The sequence below is a fragment of the Dialister invisus DSM 15470 genome, assembly GCF_000160055.1.
Classification (GTDB): domain Bacteria; phylum Bacillota; class Negativicutes; order Veillonellales; family Dialisteraceae; genus Dialister; species Dialister invisus.
Genome location: NZ_GG698602.1, coordinates 526813 through 552121 on the forward strand (window position 1 = coordinate 526813; position 25309 = coordinate 552121).

General features: G+C 44.7%; 20 protein-coding genes and 3 CRISPR repeat arrays. Of the genes, 2 read left to right on the forward strand and 18 right to left on the reverse strand.

Going from position 1 to position 25309, the window contains the following annotated elements; all coding sequences use genetic code 11:
• Positions 1-68: 68 nt before the first annotated feature.
• The 14 genes from trmFO to cas10 form a co-directional block, all read right to left on the reverse strand.
• Positions 69-1367, reverse strand: a complete 1299-nt coding sequence (gene trmFO / locus GCWU000321_RS02530) for a methylenetetrahydrofolate--tRNA-(uracil(54)-C(5))-methyltransferase (FADH(2)-oxidizing) TrmFO (protein ID WP_007069520.1) — start codon at positions 1365-1367, stop codon at positions 69-71.
• The gene (topA, locus tag GCWU000321_RS02535) at positions 1367-3766 is read right to left on the reverse strand and encodes a type I DNA topoisomerase (RefSeq protein WP_007069521.1); all 2400 of its coding nucleotides are present in this window, start codon (positions 3764-3766) and stop codon (positions 1367-1369) included. The genes trmFO and topA overlap by 1 nt, the downstream gene beginning before the upstream one ends.
• A gap of 47 nt (positions 3767-3813) precedes the next feature.
• Positions 3814-4905 carry a DNA-processing protein DprA gene (gene dprA, locus GCWU000321_RS02540; protein WP_007069522.1) on the reverse strand — a complete coding sequence of 364 codons (1092 nt, stop codon included), beginning with the start codon at positions 4903-4905 and terminating at the stop codon, positions 3814-3816.
• Positions 4902-6419 carry a YifB family Mg chelatase-like AAA ATPase gene (locus GCWU000321_RS02545; RefSeq protein ID WP_007069523.1) on the reverse strand — a complete coding sequence of 506 codons (1518 nt, stop codon included), beginning with the start codon at positions 6417-6419 and terminating at the stop codon, positions 4902-4904. The genes dprA and GCWU000321_RS02545 overlap by 4 nt, the downstream gene beginning before the upstream one ends.
• Before the next feature lie 14 nt (positions 6420-6433).
• Entirely contained in the window at positions 6434-6787 is a 354-nt protein-coding gene (locus GCWU000321_RS02550; protein ID WP_007069524.1) for a YraN family protein, read from the reverse strand.
• Positions 6788-6897: 110 nt separating this feature from the next.
• Positions 6898-7904: direct repeats of the CRISPR family, unit length 35 nt; unit sequence GTTTCCGTCCCCTCATTCGGGGATTCTTTTTTTAT.
• Positions 7905-8086: 182 nt separating this feature from the next.
• Positions 8087-8398 (reverse strand): CRISPR-associated endonuclease Cas2, encoded by a 312-nt coding sequence (cas2, locus tag GCWU000321_RS02555; RefSeq protein WP_007069527.1) that lies wholly within the window; start codon positions 8396-8398, stop codon positions 8087-8089.
• Complete coding sequence (cas1, locus tag GCWU000321_RS02560; RefSeq protein WP_007069528.1) at positions 8398-9393, reverse strand: CRISPR-associated endonuclease Cas1; 996 nt, start codon at positions 9391-9393, stop codon at positions 8398-8400. The genes cas2 and cas1 overlap by 1 nt, the downstream gene beginning before the upstream one ends.
• 17 nt (positions 9394-9410) lie before the next feature.
• The gene (csm6, locus tag GCWU000321_RS02565; RefSeq protein WP_007069529.1) at positions 9411-10775 is read right to left on the reverse strand and encodes a type III-A CRISPR-associated CARF protein Csm6; all 1365 of its coding nucleotides are present in this window, start codon (positions 10773-10775) and stop codon (positions 9411-9413) included.
• Positions 10772-11539, reverse strand: coding sequence for a CRISPR system precrRNA processing endoribonuclease RAMP protein Cas6 (gene cas6, locus GCWU000321_RS02570; RefSeq protein ID WP_007069530.1), 768 nt, complete (start codon positions 11537-11539; stop codon positions 10772-10774). Before cas6 ends, csm6 begins: the two co-directional genes overlap by 4 nt.
• Positions 11533-12699, reverse strand: coding sequence for a type III-A CRISPR-associated RAMP protein Csm5 (csm5, locus tag GCWU000321_RS02575; protein ID WP_007069531.1), 1167 nt, complete (start codon positions 12697-12699; stop codon positions 11533-11535). The genes cas6 and csm5 overlap by 7 nt, the downstream gene beginning before the upstream one ends.
• The gene (csm4, locus tag GCWU000321_RS02580) at positions 12696-13682 is read right to left on the reverse strand and encodes a type III-A CRISPR-associated RAMP protein Csm4 (RefSeq protein ID WP_007069532.1); all 987 of its coding nucleotides are present in this window, start codon (positions 13680-13682) and stop codon (positions 12696-12698) included. The genes csm5 and csm4 overlap by 4 nt, the downstream gene beginning before the upstream one ends.
• Positions 13679-14374: a type III-A CRISPR-associated RAMP protein Csm3 gene (csm3, locus tag GCWU000321_RS02585; RefSeq protein ID WP_007069533.1), complete on the reverse strand. Its 696-nt coding sequence runs from the start codon at positions 14372-14374 to the stop codon at positions 13679-13681. Before csm3 ends, csm4 begins: the two co-directional genes overlap by 4 nt.
• A 2-nt stretch (positions 14375-14376) precedes the next feature.
• Positions 14377-14778 carry a type III-A CRISPR-associated protein Csm2 gene (gene csm2, locus GCWU000321_RS02590; protein WP_007069534.1) on the reverse strand — a complete coding sequence of 134 codons (402 nt, stop codon included), beginning with the start codon at positions 14776-14778 and terminating at the stop codon, positions 14377-14379.
• Positions 14775-17330 carry a type III-A CRISPR-associated protein Cas10/Csm1 gene (gene cas10, locus GCWU000321_RS02595; protein WP_007069535.1) on the reverse strand — a complete coding sequence of 852 codons (2556 nt, stop codon included), beginning with the start codon at positions 17328-17330 and terminating at the stop codon, positions 14775-14777. The genes csm2 and cas10 overlap by 4 nt, the downstream gene beginning before the upstream one ends.
• Before the next feature lie 136 nt (positions 17331-17466).
• Positions 17467-18456: direct repeats of the CRISPR family, unit length 28 nt; unit sequence TTTCTAAACTACCTATGCGGCAGTTAAC.
• 117 nt (positions 18457-18573) lie between these two features.
• Between cas10 and GCWU000321_RS09685 the strand changes: the two genes are divergently transcribed.
• Complete coding sequence (locus GCWU000321_RS09685; protein ID WP_007069537.1) at positions 18574-18852, forward strand: transposase; 279 nt, start codon at positions 18574-18576, stop codon at positions 18850-18852.
• A 17-nt stretch (positions 18853-18869) separates the two neighbouring features.
• A complete protein-coding gene (locus GCWU000321_RS02605; protein ID WP_244835126.1) occupies positions 18870-19715 on the forward strand; it encodes an IS3 family transposase in 846 nt (281 codons plus the stop codon).
• Between the two features lie 92 nt (positions 19716-19807).
• Positions 19808-21517: direct repeats of the CRISPR family, unit length 28 nt; unit sequence TTTCTAAACTACCTATGCGGCAGTTAAC.
• 132 nt (positions 21518-21649) lie between these two features.
• Here GCWU000321_RS02605 and cas6f read toward each other — a convergent pair.
• Genes cas6f through GCWU000321_RS02625 form a run of 4 tightly spaced genes read right to left on the reverse strand, consistent with a single transcriptional unit; the run spans position 21650 to position 25309 of the window.
• Complete coding sequence (cas6f, locus tag GCWU000321_RS02610; RefSeq protein ID WP_007069539.1) at positions 21650-22222, reverse strand: type I-F CRISPR-associated endoribonuclease Cas6/Csy4; 573 nt, start codon at positions 22220-22222, stop codon at positions 21650-21652.
• Between the two features lie 3 nt (positions 22223-22225).
• Positions 22226-23245, reverse strand: a complete 1020-nt coding sequence (csy3, locus tag GCWU000321_RS02615) for a type I-F CRISPR-associated protein Csy3 (protein ID WP_040381144.1) — start codon at positions 23243-23245, stop codon at positions 22226-22228.
• Between the two features lie 16 nt (positions 23246-23261).
• Positions 23262-24149, reverse strand: a complete 888-nt coding sequence (csy2, locus tag GCWU000321_RS02620; RefSeq protein WP_007069541.1) for a type I-F CRISPR-associated protein Csy2 — start codon at positions 24147-24149, stop codon at positions 23262-23264.
• Entirely contained in the window at positions 24146-25309 is a 1164-nt protein-coding gene (locus GCWU000321_RS02625) for a type I-F CRISPR-associated protein Csy1 (protein WP_169303244.1), read from the reverse strand. The genes csy2 and GCWU000321_RS02625 overlap by 4 nt, the downstream gene beginning before the upstream one ends.

Here is a 25309-nt window from a genome sequence, read left to right on the forward strand (position 1 = left end):
AATAGTAAGTTCACTTCCTTTATTATACCCCGCGATAAAAGCCGTCCCCTGAAAGAAACGGCTCCTCTTTATCCCTTTATAAACTCATCCAAGACTGACAATGCCCGCGCCGCCAGTCTTTCATTCTTTTCTCTTTTCTTCACCTTTTCAGGCAAAGGAGGCAGCAATCCGAAATTCACATTCATCGGCTGGAAATTCTTTCCGATAAAATGAGAAATATAATGGCAGAGCGCGCCAATTGCCGTCTCCTTCGGGAATGCCCGCGGCTCCTTCCCCGCCGCCCGCGCGAAAGCGGAATAGGCTGCCGCGATTCCCGATGCCGCCGATTCCACATACCCTTCGACGCCTGTCATCTGCCCTGCAAAGAAGAGTCCCTTCCGTGCCCGCGTTTCCATAGTGGCTTCCAGTAAATCGGGCGAATGGATATAGGTATTCCGATGCATCACGCCATAGCGGACAAACTCCGCACCAGCAAGTCCGGGAATCATGCCAAAAACCCGTTTCTGCTCGCCCCATTTCAGATGAGTCTGGAAGCCGACAATATTGTACATCGTATCTTCTTCATTATCCTGACGCAGCTGGACAACAGCATACGGTTCCTTCCCTGTCCGCGGATCAGGAAGTCCTACCGGTTTCATCGGCCCGAAACGCATCGTATCCTTACCGCGCTGCGCCATCACTTCCACAGGCATACACCCTTCAAAGACATTTCCTTCTTCAAACCCGTGGACTTCCGCTGTCTCCGCCGTCCTGAGCGCCTCATAAAATGCATTGTATTCCTCTTCGTTCATGGGGCAGTTCAGGTATGCCGCCTCTCCCTTATTGTAGCGGGACATCCGGTACACGATGTCCATATCAAGGGATTCTTTCATCACGATGGGCGCTGCGGCATCATAGAAGTGAAGTCCTTCGCCGCCGCAGAATTTTTCTATGCTTTTTGCGAGAGCGCCGTCCGTCAGCGGCCCGGTCGCAATAATCACGATCCCTTCTTCCGGTATTTCCCTGATTTCTTCATTGACAAATTCAATCAGCGGATGACTTTTTATCTTTTTTGTCACTGCCGCCGCGTATCCGTTACGATCCACCGCCAGAGCACCGCCTGCAGGGACACGGTGGGCATCGGCACATTCCATAATCACCGACCCGAGCCGGCGCATCTCTTCTTTCAGAAGTCCTACCGCATTGGTAAGAGCCGCCGCACGGAAAGAATTGCTGCACACCAGTTCCGCACAATATCCCGTATGATGGGCAGGCGTTCCGATTGCCGGACGCATTTCCGCCAGCTTCACGGGAACCCCCATTTCCGCCAGCTGCCAGGCAGCCTCGCTTCCTGCTAAACCGGCTCCGATTACCGTAACCTTCTCCATCAATCACCGGCTCCTGTTTTGGTTTTCCCCGCCGCCCCGGCAGTCGTCTTCTTTGCAGTTGTTGTCTTTTTCTTTGCTGCCGAAGTTTTCGTTACAGTTTTCTTTTTCGGATGCGTTGTGCACTCGGGATTAGAGCAGATAAGCTCTTCTTCCTTATTTTTCCGAACCTTCTTTACCTTGATCGCGCCGCAGACAGAGCAGAACTCATTAACCGGTTCATCCCAGACTGCCATATCGCAGGCCGGATAACGGCTGCAGCCATAGAAATAACGTCCCCGCTTTGAGCGGCGCTTCACCAAATGCCCCTCATGGCATTTCGGACACTCTATGCCTGTATCAATAACGATCGCTTTGTTCTGCCCGCATTCCGGGCACTTCAGATATCTGCCGTACGGCCCCTGGCGGTACACCATCTTCGCGCCGCACTTGTCACAATCCACATCGGAAATCTCTTCCTTTTCTTCTCCCGTATGATAAGGCTTGATATTTTTGCAAGAAGGAAAATTCGGGCAGGCGAGATATTTCCCGTAACGGCTCATCTTCACAATCATATGGGCACCGCATTTTTCGCAGATTACATCGGATACTTCCTGATTTTCTTCCTTCGCCTTCGCTGCCTCCAGGTTGGCATTCTGCAGTTCCTTCTCAAAAACATCCCAGAACCCGCTCATGACCTTTTTATACGTCGCTTTGCCGTCAGCAATTTTATCCAGCCAGGTTTCCAGCTGCGCGGTGAAATCCACACTGACAATACCGGCAAAATATTTCTTTAAAAGATCCGTCACTTTAAACCCGATATCTGTGGGAACAAACTGTTTTCCCTCTTTTTCCACATACTTACGCCTCTGGATGGTATCCAAAATAGGCGCATATGTAGACGGCCTGCCTATCCCCTTCTCCTCAAGTGTCTTAATCAGGCTGGCTTCCGTGTACCTTGGCGGCGGCGCGGTGAAATGCTGCTCTCCTTCCGCCTTTGTATTGAGTACCGTATGTCCTTTATGGAGCGCCGGCAGAATAGGAAGCTCTTCATTATCCTGCTTCTTTTCTTTTACCGTCCGGAGTACCGTAAATCCATCAAACAATATCTGCGTCCCTGTCGCGCGAAGTGTGTAAATGCCGCTTTGGAGCACTGCATTCGTTGCCTGGGAAATCTGGGGCGCCATCTGGCTTGCAAGGAATCGGTTCCAGATCAATGTATACAGCCGGAGCTGGTCACGGGACAAAACGGCCGCCAGCATATCCGGAGCAAACTGCAGATTCGTGGGACGAATCGCTTCATGGGCATCTTGAGAATCCTTCCCCCTGGCATATACATTCGGTTTAGGCGGCAGATAGTCTTTCCCATAAACACGTTCAATGTACGGCCGTACCTGCTTGATCATTTCATCGGAAATACGGGTCGAGTCAGTACGCATGTATGTAATCAGTCCTACATGTCCGTGACCCGGTATTTCGATCCCTTCATAAAGCATCTGGGCAAGAGCCATCGTCTTTTTGGAGCCGAAATTAAGACGGTTGACCGCATCCTGCTGCATCGTGGAAGTCGTGTACGGCGGTTTTGCCTTACGCTGCTTTTTCGTTTTTGTGACTGAAGTGATTTCTGCCGGTTGTTTTAAAATCCCCCTGACAACCCGATCCGCTTCCTCTGCATTATTAATTTTTGCTTCCTTCCCGTCAACCTGCGTCAGTTTCGCCTTGAAACTTTCCTTTTCCTCCGTACGGTAAATCCCTTCCACCGTCCAGTATTCCACAGGCTTAAACGCCCGTATTTCTTCTTCCCTTTCACAAATCAGACGTGTCGCTACCGATTGTACACGTCCCGCGGAAAGGCCGCGGTAAATCTGCTTCCACAGCCACGGTGAAAGCTTGTACCCCACAAGACGATCAAGCACGCGGCGTGCCTGCTGGGCATCTACACGGTTTAAATCAATCGGTTCGGGATGGAGTACCGCCTCTTTAATCGCCGGCGGCGTGATTTCATGAAAGGCGATACGCGCATTTGACCGGGGATCCACATCAAGAAGTTTCGACAAATGCCAGGAAATGGCTTCCCCTTCACGATCAGGGTCCGTTGCCAGAAGAATATCTTTCGACTTATTGGCTTCTTTCTGCAAATTTTCAATGACATCGGCCCGTTCCGCCGAACTAACATACTCCGGCTTGAAATCATTTGCCACATCCACACCAAGCGTACGCTGCGGCAAATCACGTAAATGACCCATGGAGGCAAGCACCTTATAATCGGAGCCCAAAATACGCTCAATCGTCTTCGCCTTTGCCGGAGACTCCACGATAATCAGGTGTTTCCCCTTGGCATTCGGTTTCCTTGTGAAAAGTTTTTCCCCGGCAGAAGATCTTTTCTTCTTATCCTTCACGGTGATCGTAATCTGTATAGCCAAAATACCCTCCCTATACTACATGAAATACAGCATATATCTCATTTATATTATCCGCGTCCTGTTGTAATAAACCGGCCGGATCCCGTTTCCTTTATAAACCCTTTAAGCTGAAGCCGGAGCAGGAGCATCGTAATCTTCATCACCGACATTCCTGACTGCTGGAGAATATCCTCCGCCGTCACTTCCTCTCCTGTACAGCAGAAACGATACACCACTTCCTCTTCCAATGTCAACTGTTCAGGAGATTCCTTCTTGGAAGAAATACTCTTTTCGTTCCACCCGTATTCAGAAAGGATATCCTCGTAGGACGTACAGCAAATCGCCCCGCTCCGTATCAGATGATTGGTTCCTCTGCTCGAATCGAGCCAAATATTTCCCGGAACGGAAAAGACATCCCGTCCTTCTTCCAAAGCAAAGTCAGAGGTAATAAGAGCGCCGCTCCGTTCTGCCGCTTCCACCACAAGAATCCCCCGGCTCATTCCCGCGATAATTCTGTTCCTTGCGGGAAACTGCCTCCCCAGAGGCGGCGTACCCGGCGGGTATTCAGAAATAATCGTACCGCCATTATCAATGATTTTTTGGAACAAATTTTTATTTTCCGGAGGATATACATGATCCAGCCCGCAGGCAAGCGCCACCACCGTCGGGCTTTCTCCGCGCAATGCCCCTTCATGCGCAGCGCTGTCGATCCCCCGCGCGCCGCCGGAAATTACCGTCACTCCATTTTCAGCCAAACCGCAGGCTATCCGTTCTGCCGTCTGCACGCCATAAGGCGTCGCTTTCCGTGATCCTACAATCGCCACCGTTTTCTCAAAAACGGGATTATTTCCTTTATAAAATAAAACAGCCGGAGGATTTGCCGTCGTCTGTAAAAGCGGGGGATACAAATCATCCTCCCATGTCACACAGCGAATCTGCAGCCGGTATAACTTTTCCCCTATTTCTTCAGGCTCCGTTTCTTTCCGGTACGCCAAAAAAGACGCTTCCGTCTTTCCTTTCAGCAAATGAGATTCCACAATCTCCTTATCGGAAGCCTTCCACACATCTTCCGCCGTTCCGAACGCCTCTATGAGAGTCCGCATATGTTTGGCTCCCAGTCTTGGACAACCGGGGAGCGCCGCCGCGAATATATCCATCATGACCTCCGGGGAAGCATATTTCTGTAACTGAGCGCTTCCGCCACATGCTCGGGCTTAATCTCCGACGTACCTGCCAAATCGGCAATCGTACGGGATACTTTAATGATGCGGTCATAACTTCTCGCGGATAAATGGAGCTTTTCAAAAACCTCACGGAGCAGCTCCGACCCCTCCGCATCCAAACGGCAGGTTTCCCGAAGCTGGCGGTGCCCCATCTGCGCATTATTCTGCATATGCCATTTAGACAACCGTTCCGACTGCATGGCCCTTGCCGCTGCTACACGTTCCGCAATCCGTACTGAAGATTCCCCTTTAATCGTTGCTGTGAGTTCACTATACTTCGGACGCATCACCGACACATGCAAATCAATCCTGTCCAAAAGAGGGCCGGAAATCTTTCTGCCGTAACTCCGTATTTCTCCATCACTGCAGGTACAGGGATGGTCAGGATCCCCAAGATATCCGCAGGGACAAGGATTCATTGCGGCAATCAGTACAAAATCGGAAGGATATACAAAAGATGCATTTACCCTTGAAATATGCACCTCCCGATCCTCCAGCGGCTGCCGGAGAACTTCCAGCACCGCCCGTGGAAACTCAGGAAGTTCATCTAAAAATAAAACACCGTTATGGGCAAGCGTCACCTCGCCGGGACGAGGAATCGTACCTCCGCCGATAAGCCCGGCCATGGAAATCGTATGATGAGGACTGCGGAACGGACGCTCACGGATGATATCCTCCGCCTTGAACAGTCCGGCCACCGAATAAATCTTTGTCACCTCAAGAGCCTCCTCCCGCGTCATCGGAGGAAGAATCGTCGTGATGCGGCGTGCCAGCATCGTTTTCCCTGATCCGGGCGGCCCCGTCATAAGGACATTATGGGACCCTGCCGCCGCTATTTCCATAGCATGCTTCGCCATGATCTGTCCCTGCACCTCGGCAAAATCCACATCACTCAACTTAGATTCCGCCGCTTCCCGCCGCTTGGCAGGAGCCATCGGGCTATGCCCCAAAAGATACTCCACCAGTTCGCCAAGCGTCTTTGGCGCGTACACAGTCACATTTTCACAAAGAAGAGCCTCCCCGGCAACTGCAGGGCTCATGAAAAAAGTAGAAATCCCCGCTTCCCGTCCGGCAAGAACCATGGAAAGCACACCAGGCACCGAGCGTATTTCCCCCTGCAAAGAAAGCTCTCCGATGAACATCACCGATGCAAGAGCCTCTTTCGGAATCACCCCGCTTGCCGCCAGTACCCCCATGGCAATCGGCAGATCAAGACAGGAACCGTCCTTCTTCAAATCCGCAGGCGCCAAATTCACCGTTACCTTTTCAATAGGAAAAAAATATCCGGAATTCCGTATCGCCGACTGGACACGCTCCTTCGACTCCTTCACAGAAACCGCAGGCAGCCCGACAATATCAAAAGCCGGTGACGCACGGCTGATATCCACCTCCACAGTAATCACATGACCATTCAACCCAAACGTACATGTCCCAAACACCTGCGCAAACATGGCATCTCCCTCTCTCAGAACGCATTCCTTGTATGACGTAAGCGCACCGCACGCCCCGGCGCCATCATGACTTCCACCACATCAAAACGGATCCGGACATCATGCAAATGACGCGCTAAAAGAAATACCTCCGCTGTATAACGGATATGCCGCTGCTTATACACAGTCACCGCCTCAATCGGTTCCCCATATAAACGGCTCCGCCGGGTCTTTACCTCGATAAATACAAAAACGCTTCCGTCCTTCATGATGAGATCGATTTCCCCATGTTTACACCTGAAATTCCGGGTGACCAAAGTCATCCCCTTCTCCTCCAGGTACAAACAAGCCCGATCCTCACCCATCCGTCCGAAAGCTGTATTTCCCATAGCGCCTCTCTATTTACCACTCTCTTCCTTTCTTATTATTGTAAGTAAAAAGAAATGCAATAGTCAAATGCAATCTGCATACTGAAACATTGAAATTACTCCATCATCGTTTTTTCTGCCCCTCATTCAGGGATTCTTTTTTTATTGTCCGCAAGTATGAAACGAATAATCCTAATGATCTGGCGTTTCCGTCCCCTTATTCGGGGATTCTTTTTTTATTCAATATCGAGGGGAGCCCGAACGGAGTGATCGCCGTCGCTAGTTTCCGTCCCCTCATTCGGGGATTCTTTTTTTATTTCCCTTTTCCTGGTTGGACAGGTATTTCCTGACCACGTTGGGTTTCCGTCCCCTCATTCGGGGATTCTTTTTTTATGGTATATAGATATGGATGACACGAGAGACAAGATAAAACACGTTTCCGTCCCCTCATTCGGGGATTCTTTTTTTATACAAAATATCAGAATGCGTTCAGAAAAAAATTCTTAGGTTTCCGTCCCCTCATTCGGGGATTCTTTTTTTATGATTTTATTTGAACAGCGGAAAGAAAGTTGATGTACGCGTTTCCGTCCCCTCATTCGGGGATTCTTTTTTTATATGAGGACGCCAGCTGTGGTGTCACTGTCGTCGTCGACGGTTTCCGTCCCCTCATTCGGGGATTCTTTTTTTATCGCCTCATGTTCCCCAACATAAAGGGGAATTTAATAAAAGTCGTTTCCGTCCCCTCATTCGGGGATTCTTTTTTTATTGATGAAAATCAGTAGCGTTATTGGCAGGTTCTTGCAAAGTTTCCGTCCCCTCATTCGGGGATTCTTTTTTTATACGCCGTGGGGATACTGGAACTTGTACCATATGCTGAAGTTTCCGTCCCCTCATTCGGGGATTCTTTTTTTATATCGGGCAAGTTGAGTTAGTGCCCTACAGTACCAACGTTGTTTCCGTCCCCTCATTCGGGGATTCTTTTTTTATCACAGCTACTATCGTCCACGACGACTTCAATGCCGTTTGCCTGTTTCCGTCCCCTCATTCGGGGATTCTTTTTTTATAATGGGCGGAAAGTGAGGACATCATGAAAATCTCAAGCAGTTTCCGTCCCCTCATTCGGGGATTCTTTTTTTATACTGTCGTTATGATATGCCGCCAAGTCTGAACATTTTTGCTATCTTTCGGCGGATCCTCCATTTCCTTGCACAAAAAGGCTCCCCTCTGACGCAATCCATACATTTCTCTCCGTACCCATCGGCATCGGCGCGGATTAAATCTTTTTTTCATCCATATTGTACCGTCTCCAATTCCTCTTAATCAATATATTATCACATCGTCTTCTTTTATATCACCTATGCCCCACGATCTTACTCTTGTATGGTCATAGAGAATATAAATACGCAATGAATCTTGCTCCGCATTTATGATTCTGCTCGCCAGTTCCGATATACATTCGTATTGTTTGGGTGTCAGAAATCCTTCAAATGCGGATTTTTGCACGCGCACGGCAAACTGCTCCAGACAGCGTACCATAGATAATCTTCTTTTATTATCCGTGATGTCATAAATGATGAGAACAATATACCGATTATCGTCTGTCGGCCGCACTCTGATTTCTATTTCTTCCATTATCGTATAACCATCGGCTTTAATTTCTCTACATCTCTTTGATGCACAGCAAGACTATAGGAGTCACATTCCATTTGTATGGTATGGCGCCAGGAATATGTTCCCTGAAAATAACGATTCACCGTACGCATTTTCCTTTCATATGCTTGCAGGAATATGCGCCGTCCAATCCGATTCAGATAAATCCCCCCATTTTCTCCTTTCACAAAATAATCTTTAGATATTTCCCGGTGCGTCACAAGGGAGAGGCAGAAAGCATCCACCACAGCCGGTCTCCATGGTTCCATGAGATCGGACGCTAATGCAGGATGTCCATTTCTCAGTGCATGAAGAAATCCTATATAAGGATGAAGGCCGCAGTTTACGATTGCACTGTAAAAATCATACATAAGGAGGGTATACCCGAAACTAAGAAGGGAATTGAAATAATCCCGGGGAGGACGCTTCGTACGCTTTTCAAACCGGAATTCTTCAGGAAGGATATGCCCTATCGCCTGAAAATAGATTCGTGCCATCATCCCTTCATATCCCATGACTTCTTCGACGGAATGAGCCATATGCAGCTTATCTGCTAATATCCGTATGTCACTTCTTACTTTTTCAATAAATGGATCCTCGGCACGGCGGTTATAATTCCGCAATATGGTTCTTTGATTATATACTTTCCCAAACACAACTCTTTTCGCAAGCGCAAGGCAGAAGTCCTTATCTGCCAACGCGTCAAACTGTTCTTTCTGGCGCAATACATTCTGATGATCCGTGGATTCCAGGCGGCCGAAAAAGCGTCCTGTCGAGGAGATCCATGTCAAAGGAATATTTCTTTCCAAAAAATCTACAATGACGGATGATGATATCTGGATAGAGTCAAACAATGTGACACCTTCTACCACGGCAGACGGTACTTCGCAGATCGTTTCATTCTCACGACTGATCACATATCGTCCGCCCTGCCGATTAAGCTTTGCCCCCGGTTCGGTGACATAGATCCAGCTCACGTCCGATAACCTTCTTTCTATAAACTATCTATGATGGAATTATTTAATTCACCATAATCCCATTGGAACTTTTGACCTCGAATCAAATCTGATGCCCGATGTAAATAATTTAATATATCCCGAGAATCTAATCCTGCATCAGCAATTCCGCTTCTTTCTTTGCCCTTTGACCACTCCCTTATAATATTTTCCGTCAAGTTCATGACTATTTTATGCGCCACTTTATTTCTTATATTCTCTGATACAATGCTTAAACGGACAAATATTTTCTTAATTTCAATATCTCGTCCATTTGAAGATATCCCAGAATTAATGATCCATTCACAAATATACGCCATATTTGAAATAGATAAATCACTGTCCTTAAATCCGCCAGAGCGTTTATATTGATGATTCAAATGCTCCAACAACGTATTATTATATCGTCCTATTTTTTCTCTTTTTAATACATACCTGACATCCCCATCTTCATCTCGGCGAATCTCACTACATGCGTTTAAGTCAAATAACGTTCTCTGCTCCAAAGATATCGCGTAATCTGTCGCTAACTTCGTACAAATTGGTGTTGTTTTTACAATAAATTCATACAGCTGCTTTTTCCTTTGCCTAAGTTCCATGACACGGAAAAACTCTTCAAAATCTCCTGCCTTGCTGATTAAAGGTTTCCCATTATAAGAGGGAATAATTTTGTTGGCATCCTTCCACATCAAATTCCTTCTGCAAACCGCGTGACGCAAAAGCTTTTCCGATATATCAGAAAACAGATGCCGATTCTGTCTCAAAAGCTGCAGCGCGCCTTCATACTCATAATTTTCCACCAGAGATATAATTTGCCATTTCACACTGTGTTTTTTGAGCAGAGAAAGTTTCGCCTCCTTGCAGCGATTGGGGGCAGCGGGATCATTATCATCATTACAATCCAGCATTTCCACCAGTCCCGGTGTTTCTTCCGGATGATTTTTACTATTTGAGCTTTTTCCCGGAGTTAAAACCTGAATAGCTTTAGTCTCCGGATAGTCCAGCCCTATAAGCCCCATGACTGTTTTGATCTGCGGTGTGCCGGAGCTGAGATTCAGCAGCCATTCCTCATCAGGGTACTGTTCATACTTCTCATGGAATACATCCTGCAAAACCGTCAGTCTTTCATATATATGGGGCTCGGTAATTCCGCTCCTGATGAATTCGATCTTACATTGGGGTGCTACTTTTTGTATCCCTTTTGTATAACATTCGCTCTCTGCTTCCTTATCTTCCATTTCTTTCGTAAGAAATACAAAGATGCGGTCTACCGGCGCATAATGACGGAGAATATGCAGCATCCCGCCATCATGATATCCTCTCACCGGATCCGTATCTCCTACAGGTGTAAATAAGATTCTCATAACTGCTCCTTTTTTTGATAATAAGCAATATTCGAATGAACTGCGCCCATCCCCATAGCCGTCTTTATACCTATCCCCGCATAATCGGCAAAGGCAGCAAGCATAGACGCCATACGGCGTGTTATGTCATCTTTAAAAAGGCCAAGCCGTATATTTCCCCGGAATGCCCGTATGCGCCTCCCTTCCACGGAGAAAGGATGGGTATGCAGCCGGTAATCCGTGATACACATAAATTCCGCCAGTTTATCCCCCAGCCGTTCTTCTCCCAGCACCATGCTGTCAGAATATACATTCCATTTCCGGATCAGGTTGTTAAAAACAAGCAGAAGCTCCGGAAAGATTTTGTATTCTCCATTTTTTTTGAACGAAGCGGATGTAAGAAAATCCAATTCTATATGATGGATCTTTTCCGTTCCTGTCCAGAATCGCTCTTCCAGTCCCTGAAATGAGTCTTTCTTCAGTATACTGAATTTTCCTACCTCTACTTCATATCCCTTTTGCTCCAAAAAAAGAGAGGTTTTCTGCATCATCGGCCGGAGTATATGGTCAAAAGCTTCTTCTGTCAGCACCGCTATCCGCCAGTAAGGGTTCCCCTCTTTCACCAAAAGATATTGGCTGTACGGGCGAATCTGCTGTTCATGCATCTTTTCCGCCCATTCTCTATCCAACTCGCTGATTAACGCGCCATGAAAAACCGATCCGAATGACTGGTTCAGCAGAATACCTTCCGGTAACCGCAGTTCCGTTTCTGCCAATGTCAGCATAATTCTTCTTCCACTTCTAACTTGCACATTCCCATGACCTGATAAGAATTTCCCCGCTTCGCCAATTTCAAGGTATGCGGAGAAATATGTTCGCCTTGATTATGATGTCCTCTTTTGAATTGCTCCGCCATCAGCCGCTTCACCACATCCCGTCCTGTTTTCAGATCGGGTGCCAGCGCATAGATAACGGTCTTGCTCAAAAAGCCCGCTCCTCCACCGAGCAATAAATCAGTATGCTGCATTTCCTGTATTTCATCGGTATCCCCAAATGACTTCCATAGCAATTCACACTGGAAATCAACAAAATCCTGTAAGCATTGAATAAGCCCCTTCGTGTCAGAAATCCCCAAAGCTTTCATTCCCACGCTGTCAATTCCCAGCTTAAAATTCACTGTATCGCCGGGCGCCATGCACTCCCGCCAAAGGGAAATGGTATGCGGATTATCTTCCTTTTCTCCGAAATCCGCCTTTTGCACAATGATACCTGCCTTGGAAGCGGTACTGCTGTCTCCCACAGTGAGAGCACGGAAGCAGCTGTTGACCATATTCCGCTTCCCGTCAGTGCCAATGGGTATAAAAATCTCTTTTTCCAGTTTATCCAGGACATTTCCTATATTTCGATTAAGGTAATTTGCTCTCTTAGCAATATTAAATATCTCATTCCAGTATTTTTCATACCTTTCCCTATCTTTTCTTATCATGGCAGCGATTATGGCGGTGCGGAAAGCCCCTTTCAGACTGGAACCGGGTATGTACATCCTGCCCTTACTGTCCTTGATAAAGGTATGAACATCATTTAAGGCATTCCTTGGATTCTTTGAGTAAGGAACATCCGCCGTTTCCGGTTTTGACAACACACCGCTATCGACCAGGTCCCTTATCAGTCTTTTTAATGATTCCGGCTGACGATCATTTCTTTTACATGTATTCAAAAAATCATAAATGGAGAAATGCTTAAACTTTCTATGAATTTCAGAAACAAAGCTGTCCAGCAGTTTTTCTTTTTCTAAAAATTCCGCCCATTTCGATTCGTTTAGAAAATAAATATGAGCTTTTTTCCCGTTGTCCTCATATACATACTGATTTTTTTGATATATATCTCCACTGCCGATATGCACCGGTGACTGGCAGGTCAGTTTCATTTTCCAATATTTCATCATAACGGCAGCCCCACAAATAATCCTCTACCATATTTATAGACAGGATGCGGTGCCGAACCATTATTCACGTCGGCAATCCGTCCCTCTAACCGCTTGGAAAAACAGGCGCCTGACGCTATCATATACACGCTATTGGTTTTCGCAGCGCTTATCATGTCTCTTGACCATGCAAAGCCGCCCCGCTTAATGATTTTTCCCGTACCGGCCGATACATCCTTCACCTCCGATTTTTCCGGAAGAAAGGAAGAAAGCGACATATAACAATCGGAATGATCGGCACACAGCATTTTATACAAGGAAACATCATCCCCGCCGTAGGTATCCTCATCACTTAACGCCAAAGGGTCATCCTCAAATATGTACTTCCCGAATCCGCTGCTTCTTTTTCCCCCGATTCCCGCCATTCCCAAAAGCTTAATAAGCGGTTCCAACCTTTCCGCAAGCTCCTCACTTCCCGAAAGGATAAAATATAAACCGGCATCAGGCATAAAGTGATATGCCCCGATTCCATAGGGATGCCTTTCTCTGGCATTATACTGCGTACGGATTTCTTCCTTTCCAAAATCAGGCTGGACAGATACATCCCGTCCCTGTAAATAAATCTCCATTTCCGAAGCACGGATAAAAGAACGTTTCTTATGCTTTTTCCTTTCTCCCGACTGCGCTCTTACCTCTTCATAAGAAAGCGTTTCTACCAGATCAGAATTCTTTTGATACATTACGGGACGAGGCAGGTATAACTCGTAACAATGGTTTGCCTTCTTCCACGGAAACAAATCCGAAACCCGCAAGTTTCCCAGCCGAACATTCTCTATTACACATTCCAAAAGTTCCTGCGAAATATCCGCAGCTTCCCGGCAGAGCGCGCTGAAAAAAGTATCCGCCCTGCAATAAGATAAAATTTCCCCAAGACCTCCACCTTCTGCCACATCACCGAAGTGTACCGGAGAGGTAAAGTGGAACAGTATGATTTCATGCCTCATAATTTTGATCCCTCAAACTCCTGTGCCAATGCAGCCTGTTCTTCCATTTCTGCTGTCTGCGGATCCATTTTCTGTACATGGAACGAGGAAAACGCAATCCTGCCATAACCGCGGGATCCATGTCCCCCAAGATAGTCTAACTGCAGCAAGCGGAATCCTCTGCACAGTACTTCCATATCCTCTTTCATCTGGTTCTCGTCTTCGATGTTATAAACCAGCTGGAAATCAAATTCCATCCCTGCGGGTACCCGTTCAATCATCCGGGGATTGGCCACACCGGTCCCCCGATTAATCGTATTTTCCGCTTTAATCTCTCCTAAGTAGGTATCTGTATCTAAGTTTTTAAACTTATTCCTGCTTTCTGCTTTAACGAATGCGTCCCTGAACTGCAATCGCGCGGGTTTGGTTTCTGTTTTTGAGCTGATGCCGAATAATCTGGCCACGACCGCTTCATCCTCTTCCGGCGAAGGGAGAGCAGCCATGCCGTCCCGTACCCTGGCTAAAAGCGTCCTCATCTTTCCTTTTAAAGAACTCCCAGGAATGATCGGCGCCTTTGTCAACGGATCCCTGATAAAAGGACTGTCTACAGCGCCAATCGGCGCAAAATCGCTGGAATCACCGATATGCAATCCCGTCTTCACTGTAAGTACCGCTCCAATCAGCAATTTCCCTTTTAACTGTACCTGTGCCATGATTAGTCCTTCCCTCCGTAAAATTTATGAAAAGCCACCAATGCTTCAATATAATGGGCAAATTTTTCATATTCTTTTGTACTGCTTTTTATCCCGTCAATCAGGCTTATTAATCCGGCTTCTTTTTCGAAGTCTTCAACCGGATTTCCCCATTTACTCCTATTCCGTCCAATCTGATAAGCTAACTTTACTTTCAGATACTTGATTTGCGCCTGCAATTCCACAGGTAATGTATCATACTCATCTGTCTTCTCTAATTTATAGGCATTCACTTTTTCGGTCACTGTATTTACGGCTGTCAAAAATTTCCGTATCTGCGATGTAGTAACCATTTGCCCCTTTCGAGATAAATTTCCCATCACCTGCTGCGCCCGATCCACGATCTTATTTTCTTCCAGCATCATGCTTCCTCCTTGTCACGCATACGATAAATAATGAACTGAAGAGCTGTCACCAATTCTTTTCGTTCTTCTTCCTTCACCGCCCACTGATAAAACCAGCTTCTTACCTTCTCATAACAGGGCTGCAATTCTTTCCCCTTCGGCTTCAATCGCGCCAATGTGTAAGCAAACCGCGCCAAGTCCATCCTATCCCCGGCAGCTCCCTGCAGCAAGTTCATTAATTTGTATAAAAGCGATTTACCTGCGGAGATACGATCATTTCTTTTATTGTTGCCATTGATACCATCCAGCAGCATATGCTCCATAAGGAACTTTATTTTTTCACCGTGAACTTTCTCTATGAATTCATCCCATGTATAAACAGCAGCATTTTCTTTTTCCGCTGCACCGCTATTCTTTTCATTTCGATGATATTCCGTACCACTGCCAAATAAAGCGATGCTGTTTTTTCCCGGACTGGTCTTCGCCAACTCTTCCAATTCCCCGGTGACCTCCGCCATACGGCTAATCGGATACGTGGAAGAATACAATCCCAAGCCGGCGGAAAAGGTAAGCTTTCCATTGGTATAAACCGAAAACGCACGTTTCAGATCAACGGCAAATCCCATCAGATCATCCCAGGCGCCGACAAGAAAAAGATCATCACCGCCGGAGTATACTACATGAATTTTTCTCGGCTCACCGTCTTTATCCTCAAAAAGATAAAATGGCTTTATGCCTTTGGGCAATTCTTTTTTACAAATACTATTGATTATCTTTCTAAAAAACAGCGCCATACTGCGTGATAGGGCAGCATATCGGGATAAAGTCGCATAGGCTTCCGGATTTTTATTCTCTTTATGTATAAAGCCTGCAATAAAGGCTGCTCCCAATCCATCTACATCTGCCCGAAGTACGCCAAGACGTTTAATTCCTTTTCCTGTCTTTTCTCCGGAACTTTCTGCCAGCTCATTGAAATCAAGCACTTTCCCCATCTCATTCTTTGCCGCATAGTCTGCCACCCACAAACGGGATGCCATGAATGACGACGTATAAGAGCCATTTTTATCATAAATCCGTTTCAGTATTCCGGCTTCAGCCCACTGCTTCAAATCATTTTGAGAAGCTGCTGTAAGCCAGCACAAACCGGAACATGCGGAAATCGGTATCGCCTTGTCCAACCCTTCCGCTTTTTCTGAAAGAACAGCAAAAACACTTCTTTTATCATCAATCAGTGCTTTTCCTAAATAATACAGCCCGTTGCAGACTTCACAAACCTCTATACCCGTGCTGTCATTTGATTCATTTCCTTTGTAAGGCCCCAGTCTGTTTGTCGAAACATGGCATATACCACATTCACGAGCTCCCTGATCCGCTCTATTTATATTGCTGTTTTCATCAAATATTTCGGTCAATATATCCGGACCATATCTGGATGCCTTTGCTGTAAAAACCTTTTCGGATACAGAACGAAATACATTCTTTTTATGATGTACTGTATCAGATTCCGCCATTAAATCATTGGCACAGAGAGGTTCACATCCCATCGCTAAATACAAAGTTCCGGAAAACAGCTTCACCAGTCCCTGATTTATTTTTTCCGCAACGGCTTTTGCGGTATCCTGTGTTTCCTTTGTATTATCTGCCAATATATAAAAATGCCCGCCGCTGCAATAAATCAAATTCGCTCGGGAAAGATGCAATTCTTCCAACAACTCATCCACTATATTTTCCAAAGCAATATCCAAGTAAAAAGAACGCCCGCGAAGCATACGCATCGCGCCTTCAGATCGGATACGGTATATAAATTTCTGTATGCCTGAAAAATCACCGGAAATCATCAGGAATACGTCCTTATTTCTGTTTTCTTTATTATGAGTAAAGCAAAACTCTTTATAATCCGTAATTTTCGACATTTCCATGTACTTCATCAGAACAGCTGCTATCGCGCCGGTCATTTTCATGTGATCATATAAAGAAATATCCGCATGTTCCTTCATATTTGTGCTTGACGGTACATAGATGAGTGTATCTTCCAATATACGCAGGAGCTCATTTTCTTCCATAGAAATCGGTGATTTTTTCCGAAAATTCTCTTCCAGATACCGCATGATGGATCTATATTGTCCCTGTGTCGCTATACTTTTATTTCCATGAGGAAAGTTATCTTTTTTTATCGCATCTAATTCATGTAAAGAAAAATAAGACGATTCCGCGTCCCCCGAAAAGACATTAAATATATTTTCCAGGCACAAATCGGAATCAAACTTCACACCCCTGTCATTAAGATCTCCTTCCACTTCCCGTCTGTCTGCTCCGGCTGCAATATTATCCGCTTCATATATAACATATGCCAGATCATCGGCACTCAATCCAGCGCCGGACAATTCCCTTCCATGATGATATTTTATACAGCGCAGCAGCTGCTCATCTGCTTCTGTATCCTTTAAAAATGTTTTAATAAAATCCGCACCAAGAACAGAATGTCTTGTCTTCTCATGTGTAGCACGTATACATACCTTCCCCACATCATGGAGCAGTCCCGCCTTTAACGCTAAAGAAATTTTCCCACTCATTTTTCCTCATCCTCACCATCACATAATAAAATCTTATCTTTACACTATATTTAATCATACCCAAAACTTCAAAACAAGTTAATGATTTATGAAAATCCTCCTCTAAAGTGACAAATCAGATAAACAAAACCGAACCTCTCCAAGCTGCCTATGCGGCAGTTAACACGCATCTATCTGCAGAAACGCTCAAGTATACTTTCTAAACTACCTATGCGGCAGTTAACTCCAATTTTGTGGCATCCGCCGGAAATGTTATTTTCTAAACTACCTATGCGGCAGTTAACTCCGGCAGGGGTGAGCGGAGACGGAAGCAACTTTTCTAAGCTGCCTATGCGGCAGTTAACAAATCACTTCCGTATAATGGTTTGGCGTACATTTTCTAAGCTGCCTATGCGGCAGTTAACTCCGGCAGGGGTGAGCGGAGACGGAAGCAACTTTTCTAAGCTGCCTATGCGGCAGTTAACGCTGAGGTAAACGGCGGAAAGATGACTATTCATTTCTAAGCTGCCTATGCGGCAGTTAACACGGCATGGAATCCGTCAATGCCGAAGCGTACTTTCTAAACTACCTATGCGGCAGTTAACGATAGGTTGCCCGGCGGCAATTTCTCCCAGAATTTCTAAACTACCTATGCGGCAGTTAACATTGGGACTTTATAGAGACTACATCGGCATTTTTTCTAAACTACCTATGCGGCAGTTAACGAGTAGCTTTTTTATTCATCAAAGCATACATATTTCTAAACTACCTATGCGGCAGTTAACATGCATAACAGCTTCAACGGCTTCCTGTTGGTATTTCTAAACTACCTATGCGGCAGTTAACATTGGCTTTTTCTTTTCTGCAGCATACGGTCTTTTCTAAACTACCTATGCGGCAGTTAACCTTTCTGATAACAATAAATCATTAAATTTTGCTTTCTAAACTACCTATGCGGCAGTTAACGATCAGTTTTTTATAACCGTAGATAGTGCTGTTTTCTAAACTACCTATGCGGCAGTTAACATGAAATTACCGATAATGCGTATATGTATATCTTTCTAAACTACCTATGCGGCAGTTAACGTGCAGTTGATTCGCGGGAATTAAGCCGCCAGTTTCTAAACTACCTATGCGGCAGTTAACTACTATAAAAGCTATCGGCATTTTATAAGATTTTTCTAAACTACTGGTGTTAGTATAAATTAGTGGACACATAAAATGCGACACATTAAACTTTTGTATAGGAAAGGATGTGTTGCAAATGGTGCATAACAACAAGAGGTATTCTGAGGAATTTAAGAAACAGATTGTAAACTTACACCTTTCCGGAAAATCAGTTAAAGCGCTCGCAAATGAATATAGCTTAGTCGAGCAAACAATTTACAAATGGAAGAAGCTCTATGCTCCTACTCTTCAAGTAAATGAGAAGCAAACTATTTCTATGAAGGAATATCAAAAACTCCAAAAGAAAATACATGAACTTGAACTGGAAAATGAAATATTAAAAAAAGCTACAGCCATATTCGCCAAAGAACAATAACCGCAATCGTTACTTTCATAACAGCATATCAAAATAAGTATCCTATCAAACTTATGTGTAAGGTACTCAATATGAATCGCAGCACCTTTTACAAATGTATTCACCATGTCCCTTCTAATCGGGAAATTGAAAATCAAAAGTTAGATGCAGATATTTTGGCAATCTATTACGATACAAATTACCGTTACGGAGCGCCAAAGATCTGTGATGACCTTCATGACAGAGGCTGGCATGTCAGTTTAAAACGTGTGCAGCGAAGAATGGCTGCTATGGGGATTCGTTCTATCGTCATCAAGAAATACCGTCATGTCTCAAACAATGTCCATGTCGATGAAAAAGAAAATATATTAAATCAGGATTTTACAGCGACCGGCATTAACCAAAAATGGTGTACAGATATTACCTATATATTCACACAAAAAGACGGTTGGACATATCTGGCATCAGTAATGGATTTATATAGTCGCAGGATTATCGGGTGGGCTTATGATACATCAATGACTGCTGAACTTGCAGTAAAGGCTGTGCGTAATGCTTGTATGAATGTTTCTGATACGGAAGGAATCATTATTCAAAGCGATTTAGGGACGCAGTATACAAGTGAATTATTTGAACAATATCTTACAAATCATAAAATACGGCATTCATTCAGTCGAAAAGGTTGTCCTTACGATAATGCTTGTATTGAATCATTTCATTCTTTGCTAAAAAAGGAAGAAGTGTATTGTAAAACGTATAAGGATTCAAAAGATGCCTATCAGAGTATCTTCGAATATATCGAGTCATGGTACAATCACAGGAGAAAGCATAGTAGCCTTGGCTATCAGACCCCGGATGAAGTGCATGCGGGGAGTGTGGCATAAAAGTCGCAATTTTAGTGTCCACCATATTGTCCTAAGACCACTACCTATGCGGCAGTTAACATAAAACAACATATACAATATTACTGGCAATTTTTCTAAACTACCTATGCGGCAGTTAACACGTATGCTGCAGTGGGATTATGACAAAAAAATTTCTAAACTACCTATGCGGCAGTTAACGAATTACTGCTGGATGCTGACTCTGACGTATTTTTCTAAACTACCTATGCGGCAGTTAACTCATTTCTTTCATCTCCATATTTTTACAATTTTTTCTAAACTACCTATGCGGCAGTTAACTGGTCCTGCGGGTGTTTCGGTGAAATTTGCGTTTTCTAAACTACCTATGCGGCAGTTAACTCTTGTACGATGACGCAATTACCGCCGAAAAATTTCTAAACTACCTATGCGGCAGTTAACCATTTGCGGCAATCAGAAAGAGTTTTGTTGCATTTCTAAACTACCTATGCGGCAGTTAACGCAGGCGGCAAGCTATGTAATGCTTTTGATTTTTTCTAAACTACCTATGCGGCAGTTAACTTCGAGAGTCAGTATTACATGAAAGATTGAGATTTCTAAACTACCTATGCGGCAGTTAACTCCATAATAAAATCAGCTCCTTTTCTGAAATATTTCTAAACTACCTATGCGGCAGTTAACTTCTGATACATCGGGGGCAGGGGTATTCATCTTTTCTAAACTACCTATGCGGCAGTTAACGTGCACGCTCCAGCGTCTGTTTCGATGACGGCTTTCTAAACTACCTATGCGGCAGTTAACTGAAAGTTATTGCAGACCGCAAGCTAAAAGATTTTCTAAACTACCTATGCGGCAGTTAACATATACGGTTAATCTATGTGACAACACAGAAGATTTCTAAACTACCTATGCGGCAGTTAACTACCTCCTGAGTAAATAAAAAAGCCCCCATATTTTCTAAACTACCTATGCGGCAGTTAACCCGCACAAGGCAATGTTGTTCCATTGCCTCATTTTCTAAACTACCTATGCGGCAGTTAACGAGAGCCGCGCGTCAAAATCCTCTTTTTTCGCTTTCTAAACTACCTATGCGGCAGTTAACAAAGTAAAATAAATGTCATTTCCAAGTGAAAATTTCTAAACTACCTATGCGGCAGTTAACAAAGTAAAATAAATGTCATTTCCAAGTGAAAATTTCTAAACTACCTATGCGGCAGTTAACTGAAATTAACAGGGAACAGGTGTTCTCTGAATTTTCTAAACTACCTATGCGGCAGTTAACGCACTTCCTTTTATTTAAAAAGCGCCGGTTAATTTCTAAACTACCTATGCGGCAGTTAACTCGATCACGTACATAAACAGAGGATATACTATTTTCTAAACTACCTATGCGGCAGTTAACCCAGAGATTTCTTTGTCGTTTCGCAAGTTTCATTTCTAAACTACCTATGCGGCAGTTAACGTTTATTGCAGTCATTTCCTGCTTCCCCCCAATTTCTAAACTACCTATGCGGCAGTTAACAAACGCATAAAATGTATATGCGTTCCCGTTCATTTCTAAACTACCTATGCGGCAGTTAACTCAACGGGCTCAAGGTAGCCCGTGCGGCTTACTTTCTAAACTACCTATGCGGCAGTTAACGAGTACAAGTAAATAAACTTGAGCTTGATGAATTTTCTAAACTACCTATGCGGCAGTTAACCACGACACGTCGCTGTGGCCAACTTCGAAAAATTTCTAAACTACCTATGCGGCAGTTAACTATATTATACGCATTATGCGTATAATTGTCAATTTCTAAACTACCTATGCGGCAGTTAACCCGATGCTGGAGCGGAAAAAGAAGCCGACAGCACGTGCGCTTATACATCTTTTTCCCACTTTGACCCAAATTTATTCCTGCTTTGAAATAGATTGATTTAATCGCATTTTTCAAATGCCGTAAAAATTTGGGTTAAAATTCCGGAACGGTTCTGTTATTACTTAAACCATAGGTTCCGCATTCTGTCAAGGCGGATTCTTTTTCTACCCGCTTTTTTATAAAAAGGCTAAATGTTCCTCCGCGGGAAAGGCTTTTCATCTGTATGTACGGCAGTCTGACAGATTTTCTCTTTCCTTGCAGAAGCCGGGCAGCCTCTTCAATCGTTACTCCCGGATGTCTTTTTGCATAGCGTCTCGCTTTCACCCAGATTGAACCTTCCGGTTGGTACCTGCTATACACGGCATACCCCCGCAGCTTGCGCTCCGGCACTTTCCTTATGCTTGTACAGTGCACATAATCAAGGAGGCGTCCCAGTACTTTGGACAGGTTGAGTCTTTCCAATTCTTGTGCTTCCGCAAAGACACGGATTTTTTCTCCCAGACCTGTTTCCCTATATTCGGGAAATGAAACGGCATAGAGGTTATGTCCGCTTTTATTTTTTTCATCTGCAAAAGCAATATGGAGCTGGGTAAACACTTTGGTCCAAAGGAAGGCAAGCGATACTTCCGCACACGGGAGCAAGGTGATTTCCTGATAGTATTCCATGGCTTATTCCTTTTCGCTCTGACCAAAAACACCGCCGCGGACGAGAACAGCCATGACATAGTTTTTGTCATTTTCATCGTCCGGTTCACTGCCGGTTGACCACTGATCAAACAGGGTATAAAAATCTTTTTTCTCTTTTGGTGTGCGGTAAGCTTTCCCAAGAGTGGTGACCGCACCATAGGGTTCAATGGCAATCGGTATCCGTCTGCCCTCTTCCTGGGGATACCAAGTGTCAACAGTTCTGATGGCATTGCTGAGTTTCTGCGAGTGCATGGCTGCCGTACCGTCCACATGGTAAAGAACCTTGCTCTTCTTGCCTTTTCCTTTATCAAGAATCAGTTCTTCGCTGGGATAAATTTCCTGTCCTTTTCCCATAAGTGCGAAGGCTTCCACTTCAATCAGAAGGGATGACCTCTTTCCACAGAGAGTTTCGGCAATAAAAGATGCCAATTCTTCCACTTTTTCACGATTCTTATCAAAATCCTTCAAGCTGAAATCATAAATATTAAATATCCATTTTTTATTTTCTTCTTTTATGGATACAATGACCTCCGCTTTTTCCGCCCCTACACGATTTCTCCAAAGGAAGCGTCCATTGGCTATATTCATCGCATAACGGGCTGACAGCTCTTTAAATCCGTTCTGCTCAATAAATTTCTTTCCTATTTCTTCTATCTTTTTATGATGAGTTTCGTTATTGCATGCAGAAGGATGCTCTACACCGGAAAGGACTTTGATTGTAAAGGATAATTTCAATGTGTCATCGTTTAAAGAAATAGAAGCACTGTCTACGGTCTGCAGATTTGCTTTTTCCACTTCCGCATTCAATTTCATGGGATCATTTTTTACACTATCCTTCAATCGGTTGGAAATGGTTCCTCTTACAGATTTTTCTACCAGCATAACGGGACGGGCTGTTTCATTTCTTTTTTCCCAGGTTGTTCCATACATATAGCCATCCGATAAAACAAGTTTCTTTTCAAAAGAAAGTACAGATGCCAGATTTGATTCTTTTTTCGCCATTTTCATTTCCTCCTGATCATTCCTTATTTTTACAAAGATATAATTGATTGGTTTCTTCATAGGCATAGTGCCACATCATTTCATCTATGTCACGGAACCGATGAGCCATCTTAAATTCACCAAGGGTGACTATGCTTTCTGCAAATCGATGGGGCGTATCCGGATCCCGCTGATTTTTCACTTTCCCCAGCGGAGACAATCCCTTAAATCCTACAGCAAGCGGCGCAATCCATCCGGCTGCCGCCTTTTCATATTTCCAGTCTGTTACCTTACCGGATTCATCTTTTTCTGCCATCTGATGTACTTTCAGATAGTGAAGCAGCCTGTCCAGACTGTCTTTTCCTTCCAGCTCTTTCGCTTCCATGAGATCCCTGCGCTCAATAGGTATATAACCGGGCATAAGTGTGGAAATCACTTTCCTAACTGATATAGGATTGTCTTCATTTATACGCATGACTTGGATTTTTCTAATATCCAGTATGTCTCCCCCCGCCATTTTCATCCGGGGCAATATTTCCTTTACTACCTGTTCCAATAATTCCATGTTATTCCCATCTACCCTTTCGGCCTCTATCAGAAGGGATACGGAAAGATGGATTCTCGCATCTTCAATAAATGACGGTCTTTCTCCTTTTTCATTAAGTGGATTTGCCGTTCCTACAAGGGAATTCACATAGTCTCCGGGGCCCTTATAAATCTGCAGATTCGTCTTGTGATATGATACCGCTGTTTTTACAAGTCGTATCCCCTCCAGAGCCGGCTCCCTCCTTTCTCCCAACTTTCGTTCCAGTGCATGGACTGCACCGAGCCATGCTGTCATAGCAGGTACTCCGATGGTTAAGGTACTGCTCATGGCATTGGCATTATGAATACGCAGACGGGATATAAGCAGATATGCTTTCATGACAAACTTCTCACCTCCTCCATAAGAACCTCTATCATTGCGTGCCGAATATATTTCATTTCCTCCTCGCCTAATGATATACGCTGTTCTTTTTTAATCCTTCTATATTTGTAAATAAACCATTTTGCAAAATACTTCCCTGTTTCCTTTGCCCATTCATCTGTCCGTTCCTCTCTATATTGTTCATCAAGCCATATTTTCTGGATCTGCGGCAGATTAAGGAACTCCTCGCCATTGCTCCAGCCGGCAGGCTCTTCCCGTAAACGATAACAGGACTGCAGTATGACATCAATCAGATCACAGACCAGTGCTTCCCTCTTATTCCGAATTTCCACATTATTCCGTTCCATGAGAAACAACTCATGCAGATTTCGGAACAGGAAGAAATAGTCTCGGTATGGCACTGTTTCCTCAAGGAAATTACGGTGGGGGCGACGTATTTTTTTCTCTTCCAACAGAGCCGGCATAGACATGAGCAGATCCGCTTTTCCCGCTACCCGTGCATTAAAAGCGCTGATATTCTGCGCTTTCGTTCCCCCAAAGCCAATGACTGTCCGCTCCATGATTTCATCACATGCATTCCCATAAAACTCGCTTTTCTCATTACGGCAGTCAAACCTGTGCTGCCTCATATTCCTGCTTCTGCCGTTCAGCACTTGCAGGAGGCTTGAGGACGGCAATACAGTCAACAGATGATACATCCCTTCTCCGACAGGAAAGTAAATTTGCCGCAGCCTTCCGTCCGTTGCTGCCAGATCGGCAGTCGCCATCATGCGTTCCACTTCCTGTCTCATTGTATCAAAGGATACGCCCAAAGATTCTACTTCTCTCCTGACGTTTTCATCATTTTCATAGATATGCTTCCATAATGGTCTTCCGTCATCCAATGCATAAAGCAGTAATTTTGCCGCGCCCATGTAAGCAGCGGAAGAATATACGATATCCGTTTCACAGTCCACATTTTCCGTCACTACATATGCATTTTGTCCTGCTTTATTTTTTCTCTGCAAATACACTTTCACATCGGGATGGGTAAATTTCCCGACATGTGTCGCCATATCGCATTTGGAAAGCAAAGAAACCGTATCCGCCAGCCACTTCTGTGGCGTTTTCTTTTTCCCTGCCGCCGCTTCCGATATGTACGCTGTCAACCCGCTCAA

Excerpts from the sequence above, each read along its gene's own strand:
- csm2 (WP_007069534.1), bottom strand. The coding sequence starts at position 14,778 with ATGATGCTGGAAGAAAATAAGATCGTGGATCGGGCGCAGCAGGTGATG.
- cas2 (WP_007069527.1), bottom strand. The coding sequence starts at position 8,398 with ATGGAAGAAATAGAAATCAGAGTGCGGCCGACAGACGATAATCGGTAT.
- csm4 (WP_007069532.1), bottom strand. The coding sequence starts at position 13,682 with ATGAGGCATGAAATCATACTGTTCCACTTTACCTCTCCGGTACACTTC.
- csy2 (WP_007069541.1), bottom strand. The coding sequence starts at position 24,149 with ATGAAAGCATATCTGCTTATATCCCGTCTGCGTATTCATAATGCCAAT.
- cas6 (WP_007069530.1), bottom strand. The coding sequence starts at position 11,539 with ATGCTGACATTGGCAGAAACGGAACTGCGGTTACCGGAAGGTATTCTG.
- csm3 (WP_007069533.1), bottom strand. The coding sequence starts at position 14,374 with ATGGCACAGGTACAGTTAAAAGGGAAATTGCTGATTGGAGCGGTACTT.
- trmFO (WP_007069520.1), bottom strand. The coding sequence starts at position 1,367 with ATGGAGAAGGTTACGGTAATCGGAGCCGGTTTAGCAGGAAGCGAGGCT.
- cas6f (WP_007069539.1), bottom strand. The coding sequence starts at position 22,222 with ATGGAATACTATCAGGAAATCACCTTGCTCCCGTGTGCGGAAGTATCG.
- GCWU000321_RS09685 (WP_007069537.1), top strand. The coding sequence starts at position 18,574 with ATGGTGCATAACAACAAGAGGTATTCTGAGGAATTTAAGAAACAGATT.
- csm5 (WP_007069531.1), bottom strand. The coding sequence starts at position 12,699 with ATGATGAAATATTGGAAAATGAAACTGACCTGCCAGTCACCGGTGCAT.
- dprA (WP_007069522.1), bottom strand. The coding sequence starts at position 4,905 with ATGATGGATATATTCGCGGCGGCGCTCCCCGGTTGTCCAAGACTGGGA.
- csm6 (WP_007069529.1), bottom strand. The coding sequence starts at position 10,775 with ATGAGAATCTTATTTACACCTGTAGGAGATACGGATCCGGTGAGAGGA.
- GCWU000321_RS02550 (WP_007069524.1), bottom strand. The coding sequence starts at position 6,787 with ATGGGAAATACAGCTTTCGGACGGATGGGTGAGGATCGGGCTTGTTTG.
- GCWU000321_RS02545 (WP_007069523.1), bottom strand. The coding sequence starts at position 6,419 with ATGTTTGCGCAGGTGTTTGGGACATGTACGTTTGGGTTGAATGGTCAT.
- cas10 (WP_007069535.1), bottom strand. The coding sequence starts at position 17,330 with ATGAGTGGGAAAATTTCTTTAGCGTTAAAGGCGGGACTGCTCCATGAT.
- csy3 (WP_040381144.1), bottom strand. The coding sequence starts at position 23,245 with ATGGCGAAAAAAGAATCAAATCTGGCATCTGTACTTTCTTTTGAAAAG.